Genomic DNA, 13,735 nt, shown 5'->3' on the forward strand with positions numbered 1-13,735 from the left:
GTTGAGAAGGATTAATTTATCGAAACTTTTATGATGGTGCTTAAGTTCAGTAATTCATTGGAAAAAGTTATCTAAATTTATACAATATGAAGTATTATTAACCTAACGGAGTAGTTTCGTTTAACAAGAGGAAAGATTCCAATTATGCTAAAGTTGCAAAGCAGAGTGAGACTATTTCAATAAAATATAAAAGGGGTAAGCGGATTAATAATGAAAATTCGTATTTTAAATGAGGCTGATGCCCAGTTGTACCAAGAAGTACGATTGAGCGCATTAAAAATCAATCCAGAAGCATTTGGTTCAACATATGAGAGAGAAGTGAAATTCTCACTAGAAGCTGTTGCTGAGCGATTAGAACCAACTAAGGATAAATTCGTTCTGGGGGCTTTTAATTATGATGATTCGTTAGTTGGAATCGTTACTTTTATGCGGGAAAACAGTCTCAAAACCAATCATAAAGGGAATGTTTACGGGATGTATGTAGCACCAGAAGGTCGAGGGCAAGGTTTAGGAAAATCACTAATGATGGAACTAATAAGCAAGGCAAAAAATTGTGATGGCTTGGAACAAATTAACTTAACAGTTGTGTCGGAAAATAGCTCAGCAAAGAGGTTATATAAGTCCTTGGGATTCGAGGTCTACGGCGTAGAACGGAATGCCCTAAAATGTAACGGGCAGTATTTTGACGAGGATTTGATGGTGTTAAATATTTTATGATGGAACTTCATTAGACACAGCTTCTTCTTCACAACATGCAGCTAGTAATAGTGCTGAGTAAAACCTCCTTTGTTATTACCGTTTTAGGGAAATGAAAGGGAAAATTTCATATAAAAAAAAGCCATTTTTCTGAAAGACTTAAAAAATGACAATGAACAGCAAAAGGCTAAATAAGTTGAGATGGCCATTTTGTTGAGTTATTGCGTTGTACTTTTTCTAACAAAATAAAGAAAAATCAGTTGAATTAGTACAACAATGATAAATATAATGCCCAAAATAACGAATGATACCATTCTGATTTCAGGGGTTTGAACTGCCCCTGCACCATCAACTTTTCTTACCCCAATAAATATTGCTCCAACAGCAAAAATTAATAGCCACACAATATTTATAAGCCACCATATTCCCATTTTCAACATATCCATCTTCTTTCTGTTCATAATTGTATGTGGTTCATCACTATAACTTGGGGTTGATTTCTGTTCCAGCTGGGCGCTTTCGAGGGGTATCCAAGTGCCATTTTGGGAAACAGGATGTGAGTCACGAAGGTGGCACGCAGCCGGAACGAAGAGAAACTAGTATTTTAAAATAATTAAGCGCTAAAATCAAATATCAACCCAGACTGTTGGTGATAACCTTAATAACCCAATTGATGGTTATATTTCCTTTAGTGTTTTTATTGTAGTGCTTTTTCTTTTTATTGGCAACAAACTTTAGGCGGTGCTACCTCTCAGCCTTAAGACTGATTGACTTATATTTTACAAAAAGTAACAATAATTAGTTGACTGTAGTACGAAGCATAGTAAAACTCATTTTATTATAGAAGTAACAGCACAAAAAAAAGAACGTCCTGTGGCTTTTTACAATTGGTTGAAAGAACGTGATAGGCTTCCCCAATCAATAAGTAGTAGACCTAATTCGATAAATGGTTGGCATGGTAGAGATGGAATTGGTATAGAAAGAAAAAACGCTGTCTTTGTAGAATAGTAGGTTACTAGTATATAAATCAAAGAAATTATGATTTCAAAAATAAAGCTGAATAGGAGGAGAATAATGAGAAAATTTTTTATTGTGTTACTTGCAACATTCGTATTAGCAGCTATAAACCCAACAAAATCAGAAGCGACAGTGATATATGATGGAGCACAAGTTGTAAAAGGGCAAACAGGAAAAATGACCTTTAAAAAAGATATCAAGGTATATAAGAAAAATCCAGATGGTACGTATAGTGCTTTAGTGGTCAAGCGAAATCACTTCTTTAGAACGTATGATATTGAAAAATACGATGGTAAAACATTCTACCAGATGGGACAATATCGCGTGCAAGCAACGGATTTGGTAGTTTTCAAAGAAGTACCGATCAATATTCGCGCATCTTTCTATAACAATCCAGCCTATGTCATGATTAATCATCTTGGTGTAGAAAATCCTGGATATCCATACTCCTACATCAAATATGGTGAGTATCTAATAGTTGGAAAACGAGAAGAGGTTTGCACTGGTCCATCCGCAATATTAGTTTCTATTGAGAAGGGCAAATTAAATCGCCATTATTGTACTGGAGATATTGAAGGAATGCCTGTAATTGATACTGGTATTCTTGATAGCACTGATATTCGTATTTTTGAAACGATTACTAGAAACAAAGGTACCTATATATTAACGCAAGATACAGAACGATTAAGTGGTCCAATGAAGGGAGCAATTAGCTATGGAAGCGAGTTGAAGGGAGCGGTCTTACAGTCACCAGGGATTGAGGTAAATGGCTATTTGATGGTAGGAGATGCAAATATCACTTATATTCCAGCAAATCTACTGAAGCCAGTAAACTAGAAATCCAACCTTAACAAGAGAAAATATGCTTGCGTATTGAGCTAACAGCGGACATACAAGAGCAATTTAGTCCCGAAGAAGGAGCTAGTCATGGGGAAATGGAAGTATTATTCACTGGATTGGAAAGTAGAGTTTTCAAGGGTATCCACATAGAAAAAGACACCAACTCGCACTATTTCGGTGCGAGTTGTATTTTTTTGCAATTAATTTTAAATCTACAGGTATATATAATTTTTTAATTATAAGTGGTTGCACGTGTTTTATGTATATAATGTAATTAAAGAATATATACACTATATACAATTTGTGTTATTATACTATTGAAAGGGTAACAACCACTTCACTTTTACGCTATATAGAGTTTGAATTTAGTATATTACTCAAAATGATGAAGCATGAGAGGAGAATTCAAATGACTGACACCGAAAAAACTCATAATATTAATCTAGTAAAACGTTGGATAATCACCCTTGGTATATTTTTAATCGTTCAATTAATCTTTATCGCCGTTGATGGCACTTTTCTAGAGCCAAACATAAACGATAGTGATAAATTATTTGCCAGAATAGGAAGATGGATTTTGGACTCGAAACTCTTTACTGAATGGATTACCCCTTATGCCTTTCCCTTTTTTAATATGTTCATGACAATTCATGTCATTGCTATACTGATTGCTGCAGTACTGCACATTATTCCAGTGTTTTCAAAAAAATAAAGAAAAAAGATTGGGATGCTAAATAATTATTTCCAACAGTACATTAAAGTAACCGTACGAGTAGAACTAGTATTGCTAAACTCCAAATAGAAAGTGTGTTGAGGAAATGAAAAAAGCATCATCATTGGCGCTAGTTCTGGTATTGGAAAAGAATTAGCCAAAATTCTGTCAAATGAGGGATATATCGTTGTCTGGTCGCTAGAAGAACAGCGAATTTAATTGAACTTCAAGAAAAGCTACCAAATAAAGCATTTATTAAAACTGTCGATATTTCTTGTGCGATTGAAGCGAAGATGCTTATAGTAAGTATGTGCGCTACAAACCAATTTAAGTAGTCTTTTTAATTAATTTGTGACAAATGTAAAAGCCACTCTTTTGTTGTGAACCCCAAGAGTTAGACTTTAACCAGAATGATTTTCTTCATTCTGGTTTTTCTTTTATGCAGCCAATCTTTCACGATAGGTGACTGGACTACATCCAAATTTACTCTTTATGCTTGTAGCTGTAAAAAATCCTCCATTCGGTATTGTCGAAGTAGAAGAATATAAGATTTCCTTACGTCATTAATAAATTATTCAGTGAGATGGCTTGAAGTTGACGTAACGTCATTTTGTATACTTATAGTTAATCGTGATCGTGTGAAACGGTGATAAATCTGATAAGGAGTTGATGAATTGAAACAGGGAGATATGATTATTTATGGTTGTGTCATAGTAGGAGCTGGTATTGGCTTGTTGCTTGATAATGTATTACCAGGTGTGCTTATTGGGCTTGGTGCGGGGTATTTATTTCAATATGTGCTCAAGAAAGAAAGCTAGAACAGGAAGATTTAAAAATTTAAAGCTTGGAATACCTCGCAAGAGATAGAGGAGGATGTATGATTGATACACATTCATAAAATTAGTGAGCTTACTGGAGTTACAGTAAGAACGCTTCGCTATTACGATAAAATAGGATTGCTGAAACCCGTATCAAAAACAGAGGGCGGCCATCGTTTATATACAGAGGGTGAAATAAAAACGCTCCAACAGATTCAATTTCTAAAGAAAATTGGTTTTACACTGGATGAAATCAAAAATATGCTTTCAGCCAGTGAGTGGAACTGGTCGGATAGTTTAAAGAGTCAGTTAATCTATGTGATAAAAGAGCGGGAGAATCTAAAGAAAATAGAGTCCTCCTTAAAGGAGCTGTTGCATGGTTTAGCACTAGAAGGAGAACAGAATTGGCTTGCAATCCAGAGAATTATGCATTTATCCAACCAAGATAAGAAAAAAAGACAGGACTACCGCGAATCTCTGTTCAAAGAACGAGAAATGAGTCTGTGGGAGAAAGTACCGAATATGGGGAGTGATCATCCAGATACATTGGAATGGATAGCATTGATTGGCCAGTTAAAAAGCTGTTTGCAGGACGGCCCAGATGCTCCTAGGGTGCAAAAAATCATTAGGAGGATGGAGGAAAAGCGCTTAGAGGAATTTGAAGGTGAAGATGAATTTATTGATAAGTTATGGGCTATGCGAATGTCTCCGACAGAATCGGAAAAGCTGGGGTTATACCCTATAGAACAGGAAATACTTGAATTTCTCGAACGTGCCTATGATATTTATATAGAAACTTCTAATAATGCAAACCCACAGGAGGAAACACAATGAGTGCAGAGCTTTTGATTATGGTAGGTGGCCTGGCCCTGCTTGATACGCTGAGTCCGGCAACGATTGGCGTCACTGTGTATTTGCTACTCACTGATAAAGAAAGACTGGCCTCGCGTTTAGTTGTTTACCTTGTAACCATTGCAGGTTTATATTTTGCGACAGGAGTTTTCCTTATGCTAGGTCTCGGTTATTTGCTCGATTTTGCCAGTGGGGCGTTTCAAAACCGTATTGTAAGCTGGACAGTGTTCATCATCGGAGCTATTTTATTTATCACGAGTTTTTTTGTCCCACAAAATAAAAAATCCAATCTGTCTGCTCCAAGATCAAAGAGTCTTGTTGCAATGTTCCTAATGGGCTTTACTACATTTTTAATCGAAGGTACAACTGCTTTGCCCTATTTTGTAGCGATTGGACTTCTGACAACTTCCGATGTGAACTGGATAGAGTGGGCGACAGTTCTGCTTGCTTATAATTTCATTATGGTGCTGCCACCACTAATCCTTTACGTACTCTATCTACTGTTCCGAAGTTGGATGCAGAAACCGCTAGAAAAGCTTCGTGTTAAAATTGCAAACAGCACCGGATCAGCTTTTTCTTGGGTGATGTGCATCGTTGGCCTACTATTAATCTTCAATAGCCTTGATTATTTATAATTTTTTAAAAATTAGCAATCAAAATAGGCGATCATCTCTAACATACATGACAGTTATTGTTGATGTAAAAACAGATTGTGTAAAAGTTCAAGGAAGCATTGATGAATTAGGAGATTTAAATATAGATCGAGAATCTTCTATTGATATGTTTAAGACCAAGCAAAGTTCTTTATCGATAACAATATCGCAAATCCGGAATTGTATTTTGATGAAATAAAAAAAAATCAATCTTAAACTAAAAGACGCAATGTCATTGCTTTGTGGAAAGATACAGATTCTACCTATTTTAAGAACGGGATTTCGTTTTATTCAATTGTTTTTGTCTATAGGCATTGAGAGAAGTTTTCAAAGATGCAAAGCTCCCAATAGCTGAATATCCATAAAACCATCCCATAAAAATTCCAGCGAGTAAATCATGTCTATGACTAATAAAAATGGACATAATCAACCCAATCATTAATGCTATCATAGGAACAAAAATAGGTTTAATATGAAAGAACTTCTTTAGGAGTTGAGTTATGAGCATAATAACAGGGATAGCAATTACTGCATCCCAAAAATTTGTATGAATCGTTGGAAAGTGTTCCATAAATACACCTCATAATTGACATAATTATTAGTAATTGTTTGCTTTATTAATTTTTTTATACGACTCATATTAAAAAAAACTGTTGCGGTGTCTAAGGGCACTAAGTTAGCAGGACAGTTAAATTTGTAAGATTTACAAATTAGAGTATTGAATATAAAAATTGCTATAATCTATTTGGAAGTGAGGGAAAGAAATGTTTCCTATTTTAAATACTGATCGTTTAGTGTTAAGAGAACTCACAGTTAAAGACGCCCAAGCTATTTTAGATTGCTTTTCTAATCCTGATGTATTACGTCATTATGGGCAGAAACCTTTGACAAGTTTAGCCCAAGTTAAGCAAATAATTGATGATTTTTCACAGAACTATGATGAAAAACGTGGTATTAAATGGGGAATAGAATTAAAAGGACAAGAAGGCATAATTGGTACTATTGGTTTTCAAGAGTGGTCAACTGAGCATAAAAGAGCTGACATTAGCTATGCACTTTTTCCAGAGAGTTGGGGAAAAGGGTATGCATTAGAAGCCGTTAATAGAGTCATCTCATTTGGCTTTCAAGAGATGGAATTAGTGCGGATAGGCGCAATTGTTTTTTACTGAAAATGATGCTTCAAATAAGCTATTAATAAAAGCGGGCTTTGAAAAAGAAGGAATATTAAAAAATTATATGCACCAAAATAATGTTCCAAATGACACTTATATTTATTCACTAATAAAGATAAAGTCATCATAAAAGACATAGGCCAAGATAGCATAATTGCCGTCTTGGTCATATCTTTATTTACTCAATTGTTCAATTCGTATTAGCTTACTATTTTTCTTACTTTCTTTTTCTTCTCATGTAAAGTATAAAAGCAATTGGAATAATAATGAATTTAATGAAGAAACCTGTACAACCAAAATCTCCTTTCTTTTGTTTCTTGTTCATATATACAGCCCCATTCTCTTATATTATTTATAATTTATTATTAATCTATTCTTCAAATTTGAAGATGTATATCAGATACACCTAAATTAACAATTATTAATTGGAAGTCTAAACAGGGGAAGACAACTGATTGATACGATACTTGTTTGAAAGTTGTCGAGAAACGATGCAGTCATCTATCGCTATCACAGGGCAGAACACAGTGGTTCTCGAGCAATGTAAACTGAAATAGAAAAATATATTTAACAGGCTGTTATGGATCAATTTGGGGTTGTTTATTACTATAATGACGTAGTAAAAAAACGTTGACCGCAATGCTATTTGGCCAAGCAGATTGTGTCAGTAAGATTGGAATAGGTGGAAGATATGCAGAAAACTTAATGATATAACAACTCGAAAAATTTGGCGATTAACCAGAGGGGAATTCCTACAATTAGTACGCCTGCAAAGAAATAACAAAGCAATTTAATTATTATTTTAAATACATCATAAATGGCACCAGCTAAATCATCTATAAATCTCAACATTTATTATCCCTCCTATCAAATCTTGTAAAGAATCATGGTTTACTCGTATTTTTTCATGCTTGGATATGTCTTTTGTAAGTATTATTCTGAATGAAGAATAATAAGCAATAACACTATTTACCTAATTTTAAAAATAAGTATACTACAACTGTTTGCCAAGTATGTATTTTTTCTCCCCCTTTTCAAAGTATATCTATTTAGTTCTTTATTTCCAAGTATTTGCAATACGAATTATCAACAGTGTAACTAAACAGAGCCTTTGAATAACATGAGTTCATTGAATATGATGTGATCTAGGAAGAAAGGTAATCGCTATTTTTGTTGCGGAATTATTGTCCTAACAAAGCAGTTTAGTCGTATAAGAATAGTGTTAAGATTTTAAGTTCCTATCAAGATTTATACTACTTTTATGTGATTGTAAGGGTCGAAGTAGTTTTTTCATCATGCAACCTAATAGTTGCTTATGCTTACGAGCAACTATTAGGTTGCATATAATCAACATATGAATTGGGATAAAGACGCTATATTTAAAGCACTTGGCGACTCGACTAGGCGGCTTATATTAGATGAACTTTCCGAACGCAACGAGCTGACGCTATATGAACTTACGGCACGTCTCGTTATGAAACACAACCTGTCGATTTCGCGACAGGCAATCGCTAAGCATCTTAATACATTGGAAGATGCAGGGCTCGTAATATCAAAACGAAAGGGAAAATATCGAGTACTTTTGTTTAACAATGAACCACTTAAAAATTTGCTGAAAGGATGGGTAGATTAACTTAAGAACGAACTCATGGTGAATGTATGAGTTTTTCTCTTTGTAGCCAGGTTAGTAAAGAACCCTACATCGCAATATCAAGGAGGAAAAAACATGATGAAAATTATTATTACTAGTATATTCGTTCAAGATCAAGACAAAGCATTAGAATTTTATACAAAAACGTTGGGCTTTGTAAAAAAGCATGACGTTCCCAGTGGAGCATATAGATGGATAACACTTGTTTCTCCTGATGAACAAGACGGTACCGAGCTGTTACTGGAACCAAATGACCACCCTGCTGCCAAAGAGTATCAACAGAAACTAATTGCTGATGGCATTCCAGTAACAATGTTTGGGGTTGCAGATATTCGCAAAGAGTACAAACGATTAGTAGAAAAAGGCGTAAAGTTTACTATGGAGCCTACAAAAATGGGCGAAGTCACAATAGCTGTCTTCGACGATACATGCGGAAATCTGATTCAGATGATAGAGCAGTAGTCACGTTATGACGGCAGAACCTAGTTTTAACGACACTATTGGGTAGTCTAATACCAATCAATTTGGATTCAAAAATTAAACAACTTTATATTAACACTGTCCTAATGGTAGGTCAGGGTTTTACATTTTTGAAAAATAGATTTGTGATTTTTCTGTGGCGTAGCAGTGCAATTTCCATGTACTTACCCCATCAAAACCTAAAAAAGTGCGTCTCTATAAAAAAGAAACGCACTTACAAGATAATTTATTTACTCGTCTTTAATAACTATAAAAACACCACTAAAAATTAAAATGGTACCTAACCAAAAAGAAATCCCTATGGTCTCTCCCAACAATAGCCAGCCCAAAAAGGTCCCAACAATTGGTTGGAAGAAAAAGAACAAACCACCACTGGAAGCATTCATTAATTGTAGGCCTTTGTTCCATAATAGAAAACCACAAGCTGTTGAAATAACTCCTAAATAAAGTAATCCTCCAGAAATTGTCGGCTGCAAAATGCTGGACAAATCTAAATCATTTAACTTAGTTAGAACAAATGGCGTCAACAATATTACAGCAATCATGGCTGAATAAGTAGTAAAAACAATTTGCGAATAATGACTAGAGACTTTTTTGACGAATACAGACATCAATGCCCATGTTAATGCTGCAATTAATAAGGAGAAACCACCTAGTTGTTGTGTTCCGTCAATTTGTCCATTCCCAACAATAATGATAACGCCGGCTGTAGCTAACAGGATAGACATACATTTTTTTAACGTTATTTTTTCTTTTAAAATAAAGCGTGCAAATACTACCATAAAAGCAGGGGTTGTTGCTGTAATAATGGCACCCATTTGAGCAGTTGATAGCATCGTGCCAATTTCTTGTGTGACAATCGATATTGTGTTTCCAATGAGACCTACAAGAAAAATAAGCAACCAGTCTTTTTTAGCTATTCTCCATGATTGCTTCATACATAGACCAATAATGGCAAGTACAATGACTGCAATTACATAACGAATCCATACAAGTTCCAATGGTGGCACAACATCAACAACTACTTTTACAACAACATACATTGCGCCCCAAATACTTGCAGCAAGTGATAAAAATAAGGCGCCTATTACTTTGTTTCTCATGTTTTCTCCTCCGTTTTTCATAGCTATCTATGGCCTTAACGGAGAAAAACTCTTCTACCGTTAAGGGAGAAGAATTGCTGGTACGTCTTGTTCAAATAATGGAGAAAACATCATGAAAATCACTCCATTCTACTGTTATTTTATTTAGTATAAATGATATTTAATAGTTTGAATAGGGATAGCTCTGAAGTTTGATTGTTGAACTATATGAGGTAATTAAGCTCTACAAGAAAAAAGAAGTGTGGGCCTAGTTCAAAATCAGATACTGCTACTTTTTAATTCTAATGTCAAACACCTAGTAGTAACGAAGGTGAAACGCATAGTGTAATAGCATATCCTATTCATGTAAAAGTATTATTCACCTCTAATAGAAAAACACCCCTGGTTATAATTGGTCACTTCCAATTTGGAAATGACTCTTTTTATTTCTTTCACTTGAAAGGAGGGAAATTTTTATGGGAAATCAAGGCTATAGTTACGGCTGTAACAGCGGCTATGGTAATGATTCAACATTCGTTTTAATCGTTGTCCTCTTCATTCTTCTAATTATCGTTGGCGCAAGTTTCATGTGTTAATTTTAATTGTATAATTGTCTAAGGCTTCATTCAAGCTCATAAGTTCGGATTAGTGTCCTATATCACTAACTGTTCAAGGATGTTAGAACGCAACCTGTGCATAGTTATTTTATGTGCTAGTCACTTTTACAACAAACGTGACTAGCATATTATCTACCTGATTCCTGTCAACTAATCCGCTTCTTCCAGCAGATGTTTATAAAAATAGGTAAAAAATAGAGCGATAAAGAATGTTTTCCTTTAAAGGTCGGTGATATGTTCGGCACTTGTCCATTTGCGTTGTGCAAAAGACTCATAAAGGATAATTATTTCTCATATGCTCACTCGATATAGTATTATTAACTAGCATGAAGGAGAGTGAGACTATGAAATTTATTAAATTTCTACTTATATTTTTCGTTTTCATCGGTGTCATTGGTTATGGTGTGTACCATTATGGGACTAAGTTTGCATCTGATAAAATAGTGGAGACGATATCGACAGAATTAGAGAACAACGGACAAATGGAAGAAATAAAGAACACGATTGAACGTGATCCACAATTAAAATCATTTATGGAAGAAGCGAAAACAGTAGATAGTAGTACATTGCCGTTTACGACAAAAGAAGAAGCCACAAAGGTAATCATTCAGAAAGTGGGAATCTCAGCGCTTAATGATATTCGAGTACAATTAGAAAATGGCTCGATGACAAAAGAGGAGGCTCTTCAAGAATTCCAAGGAAAATTGACAGAAGAGGAAATTGCAGCGTTAAAAGTCATTGTTTATAAAGAGTTATATCAATAAAACGTTGAGTGCGCCGTACAAAAAAAATATAAAATAATATTGCCAAGGACATGCTATAGCAGCATGTCCTATTTTTATTTTCTAAAGGTAAAATACATCGTAAATCCTTGATGTCAAAAAGCTTGCTGCAAAAAAGTTCATAAATCCAGGACGAATCCTGTGCCATAAATGGAACAGAAGACGATGTAAAGGACAGTATACATAGTTAAATATAAATTATATAGAGAAAATAAAGGGATTTATTTATGGTAATAACAATAATTTAACTTGCAAAATATATACAATATGTATATATTGTATATGTTCTTTATATACAATATTTAGAGGGAGGTAATTACATGCAAAGTATCATTTCAAACAGTTCCAAACGCCGATTTATGAGCAAATTAAATCAATCGAATTGAGATTACGAGAGGATGCGACCGACCATAAGTCAAAAAAATTATTATAAAGAATTATGCTTACACCGTTTTTTATTATTTATATCTTCGCACAAGCAGTAAAAGACATCTTTTTAGCACTTTTTCTATAAATCAAATAACAAGAATGATAAACCTAGGGCACTGCCTAGTTTTCAACGAATAAAAGGTTTATAGCAAGGCTTAAAGCAAAGTAAATAAATCAATTCAAATACTCATGGGAGGAAATTAAAATATGAAATGGATACTTTTTGTACTCGCCGGATGGATCACATTAGCTGGGGGTCTGTTCTTAGGTTCACTTTCTGGTGATGTTGCTGCACAATTGTTCGGCTTATCAAGAAATGCTCAATTATTGGTTCAGGGTCTTGTGATGAGTGGGCTAGTTGTTCCTATTATTTTATATTTGTATCAGCGTGTCTATCGAATGACGGGTATTAAACCTAAAACGCCAGTATATTCCTGGAAAAGGCTTTATCACTTTATTACTGGGGTTCTCTTGGCAATTGCACTGGCTTCATTGGGTTTCATTATCGCCAGTTTGCAAGGGTGGATAGTCATTGAAAAATGGCATACCCCCGATCAGTGGTTTGCTGCGCTACTCATAAATATAATAATTGCTTTTTTCTATGAAGCTTTGCCAGAGGAATTAGCATTGCGAGGATTGCTATATGATGTGTTACGTCATCGATTTGTCGCTTGGCTCGCAGTATTACTTCAAACCATGCTATTTTTATCTGTCCCTATAGCAGTTTCCCAGATTCAAGCACTCGTTGGACTTGCTCCTGGCAACGTTATTACCATGCATTATATCATACTCATTCTATGCTTTGGCATATGTTTGCAGTTGCTCCGTCTATTGACTGGGAGTCTCTGGACGTCGATTGGTTTTCACCTTGCATACTTAGAAATTGCCAGGTTTGCCATCTGGTCATATGGAAATGGCGCTCCAAGAATTATAACCTACCACGATACAGTGCTCGGATTAGGCGGGGTATTTATCTCTATCGGTATGATTGTTATTGGGGGCATTTTTGTATCACTTGTTACACTCGGTGCGAAGCGTTTCATAGTGAAAAGTGTATAATCAGAACCAATTCACTTTCCTACATGTATTGAATCATTGTTCAACAATGGACTCGATTGTTACTTAAAAACATAAAAAAAGTCGATTCCTTATCTTACCGGGAATCGACTTTTTTTATGTAAAGGTCAGCTTAGCTTATGTCTTTCACGTTACCACCTAAAGTTCTTGAAGTGCTGAACAAGCTATGTCAAAAAGTCCTGGCAAAATTAAGAAAGGTGCGTGAGAGTTGCAGGTGACAATTCAAATGGGGCCATTAAAGTGCTTTATACCATAATGGTTGATCCAAACTAAAATAGTCATGATCCGCTAAAATAAGATGGATTCTTTCCAATGCATCATCAAAAGATTGTTCATCATATCTTTTCGTCCACACAATCGTAGAGACAATATTCATCAAAATTACATAGTCATCAGCAAGGAGCGTGGAAGAATGGGGTTATTATTTATTGTTATGATGGCATTAATGGTTTTAGTAGTAGTGATTATTGACTTGAATAAGAAATTGCATCAGCATGATAATTCATCTGGTCGTCGTACGAACCAATCGACGACGACTACAACAGATTTTATGTCGACAGGTGTAATTGTTTCATTACAAGATACAGATATGCAATCTTGCTCGGACACTTCAACAAATCACAGTGATACATCTTGTGCTTCATCGTTCGATTAAGCTTATACAGTCGTTTCCATTTGGAAATGACTTTTTTTGAGTTGTTGGTAATGTATCTTGTTTATGAGCATTATGGAGCAATGGCATTTGAATAGACGGTCCATACAAACGAGCTCAAAGAATTTGTACAAATGTTACTAGATGAAATGATTCGTTCTGGAAATGGATTGCAATTAGTTTCTTAAAAATGAGGAAGCTCAAT

Annotated in this window: 16 protein-coding genes and 1 pseudogene; 13 read left to right on the top strand and 4 right to left on the bottom strand. The window is 34.9% G+C overall.

Features of this window, described 5'->3' with window-relative positions; genetic code table 11:
* Positions 1-210 precede the first annotated feature (210 nt).
* Positions 211-717 (top strand): GNAT family N-acetyltransferase, encoded by a 507-nt coding sequence (locus C9J35_RS15180; RefSeq protein WP_107925167.1) that lies wholly within the window; start codon positions 211-213, stop codon positions 715-717.
* A 197-nt stretch (positions 718-914) separates the two neighbouring features.
* Here the strand turns inward: C9J35_RS15180 and C9J35_RS15185 are convergent, their stop codons facing one another.
* Positions 915-1,127 carry a DUF3923 family protein gene (locus tag C9J35_RS15185; protein WP_054767692.1) on the bottom strand — a complete coding sequence of 71 codons (213 nt, stop codon included), beginning with the start codon at positions 1,125-1,127 and terminating at the stop codon, positions 915-917.
* Between the two features lie 643 nt (positions 1,128-1,770).
* Here C9J35_RS15185 and C9J35_RS15190 point away from each other — a divergent pair.
* From C9J35_RS15190 to C9J35_RS15215, 5 genes are all read left to right on the top strand, one after another.
* Positions 1,771-2,550: a hypothetical protein gene (locus C9J35_RS15190; protein ID WP_107925168.1), complete on the top strand. Its 780-nt coding sequence runs from the start codon at positions 1,771-1,773 to the stop codon at positions 2,548-2,550.
* A 412-nt stretch (positions 2,551-2,962) separates the two neighbouring features.
* Positions 2,963-3,265, top strand: a complete 303-nt coding sequence (locus C9J35_RS15200; RefSeq protein ID WP_107925170.1) for a YfzA family protein — start codon at positions 2,963-2,965, stop codon at positions 3,263-3,265.
* Between the two features lie 674 nt (positions 3,266-3,939).
* Positions 3,940-4,083 carry a hypothetical protein gene (locus C9J35_RS23675; protein ID WP_054767695.1) on the top strand — a complete coding sequence of 48 codons (144 nt, stop codon included), beginning with the start codon at positions 3,940-3,942 and terminating at the stop codon, positions 4,081-4,083.
* A 63-nt stretch (positions 4,084-4,146) separates the two neighbouring features.
* A complete protein-coding gene (locus tag C9J35_RS15210; RefSeq protein WP_107925171.1) occupies positions 4,147-4,917 on the top strand; it encodes a MerR family transcriptional regulator in 771 nt (256 codons plus the stop codon).
* The gene (locus tag C9J35_RS15215; protein ID WP_107925172.1) at positions 4,914-5,570 is read left to right on the top strand and encodes a GAP family protein; all 657 of its coding nucleotides are present in this window, start codon (positions 4,914-4,916) and stop codon (positions 5,568-5,570) included. Before C9J35_RS15210 ends, C9J35_RS15215 begins: the two co-directional genes overlap by 4 nt.
* Before the next feature lie 286 nt (positions 5,571-5,856).
* Here the strand turns inward: C9J35_RS15215 and C9J35_RS15220 are convergent, their stop codons facing one another.
* Positions 5,857-6,159: a hypothetical protein gene (locus C9J35_RS15220; RefSeq protein WP_054767696.1), complete on the bottom strand. Its 303-nt coding sequence runs from the start codon at positions 6,157-6,159 to the stop codon at positions 5,857-5,859.
* 193 nt (positions 6,160-6,352) lie between these two features.
* On the opposite strand from C9J35_RS15220, the pseudogene C9J35_RS15225 reads away from it, so the two are divergent.
* A pseudogene (locus C9J35_RS15225) lies at positions 6,353-6,890 on the top strand (GNAT family N-acetyltransferase).
* A gap of 572 nt (positions 6,891-7,462) precedes the next feature.
* Here C9J35_RS15225 and C9J35_RS23680 read toward each other — a convergent pair.
* A complete protein-coding gene (locus C9J35_RS23680; protein WP_167395983.1) occupies positions 7,463-7,612 on the bottom strand; it encodes a hypothetical protein in 150 nt (49 codons plus the stop codon).
* 502 nt (positions 7,613-8,114) lie between these two features.
* On the opposite strand from C9J35_RS23680, the gene C9J35_RS15230 reads away from it, so the two are divergent.
* Entirely contained in the window at positions 8,115-8,393 is a 279-nt protein-coding gene (locus tag C9J35_RS15230) for an ArsR/SmtB family transcription factor (RefSeq protein ID WP_054767697.1), read from the top strand.
* Positions 8,394-8,489: 96 nt separating this feature from the next.
* Positions 8,490-8,873 carry a VOC family protein gene (locus C9J35_RS15235; protein WP_107925224.1) on the top strand — a complete coding sequence of 128 codons (384 nt, stop codon included), beginning with the start codon at positions 8,490-8,492 and terminating at the stop codon, positions 8,871-8,873.
* 248 nt (positions 8,874-9,121) lie between these two features.
* On the opposite strand, the gene C9J35_RS15240 is transcribed toward C9J35_RS15235, so the two are convergent.
* The gene (locus tag C9J35_RS15240; protein WP_107925173.1) at positions 9,122-9,994 is read right to left on the bottom strand and encodes a DMT family transporter; all 873 of its coding nucleotides are present in this window, start codon (positions 9,992-9,994) and stop codon (positions 9,122-9,124) included.
* A gap of 455 nt (positions 9,995-10,449) precedes the next feature.
* On the opposite strand from C9J35_RS15240, the gene C9J35_RS15245 reads away from it, so the two are divergent.
* The 4 genes from C9J35_RS15245 (at position 10,450) to C9J35_RS15265 (ending at position 13,533) form a co-directional block, all read left to right on the top strand.
* On the top strand, positions 10,450-10,569 hold the full coding sequence (locus C9J35_RS15245; RefSeq protein ID WP_107925174.1) for a YjcZ family sporulation protein: 120 nt from the start codon (positions 10,450-10,452) through the stop codon (positions 10,567-10,569).
* Positions 10,570-10,934: 365 nt separating this feature from the next.
* Positions 10,935-11,354, top strand: coding sequence for a hypothetical protein (locus C9J35_RS15250; protein WP_054767698.1), 420 nt, complete (start codon positions 10,935-10,937; stop codon positions 11,352-11,354).
* 654 nt (positions 11,355-12,008) lie between these two features.
* The gene (locus C9J35_RS15255; protein ID WP_107925175.1) at positions 12,009-12,860 is read left to right on the top strand and encodes a CPBP family glutamic-type intramembrane protease; all 852 of its coding nucleotides are present in this window, start codon (positions 12,009-12,011) and stop codon (positions 12,858-12,860) included.
* A gap of 430 nt (positions 12,861-13,290) precedes the next feature.
* A complete protein-coding gene (locus C9J35_RS15265; RefSeq protein ID WP_054767699.1) occupies positions 13,291-13,533 on the top strand; it encodes a hypothetical protein in 243 nt (80 codons plus the stop codon).
* The last annotated feature ends 202 nt before the right edge of the window (positions 13,534-13,735 follow it).

The sequence above is a fragment of the Lysinibacillus parviboronicapiens genome (genome assembly GCF_003049575.1).
Lineage (GTDB): Bacteria > Bacillota > Bacilli > Bacillales_A > Planococcaceae > Lysinibacillus > Lysinibacillus parviboronicapiens.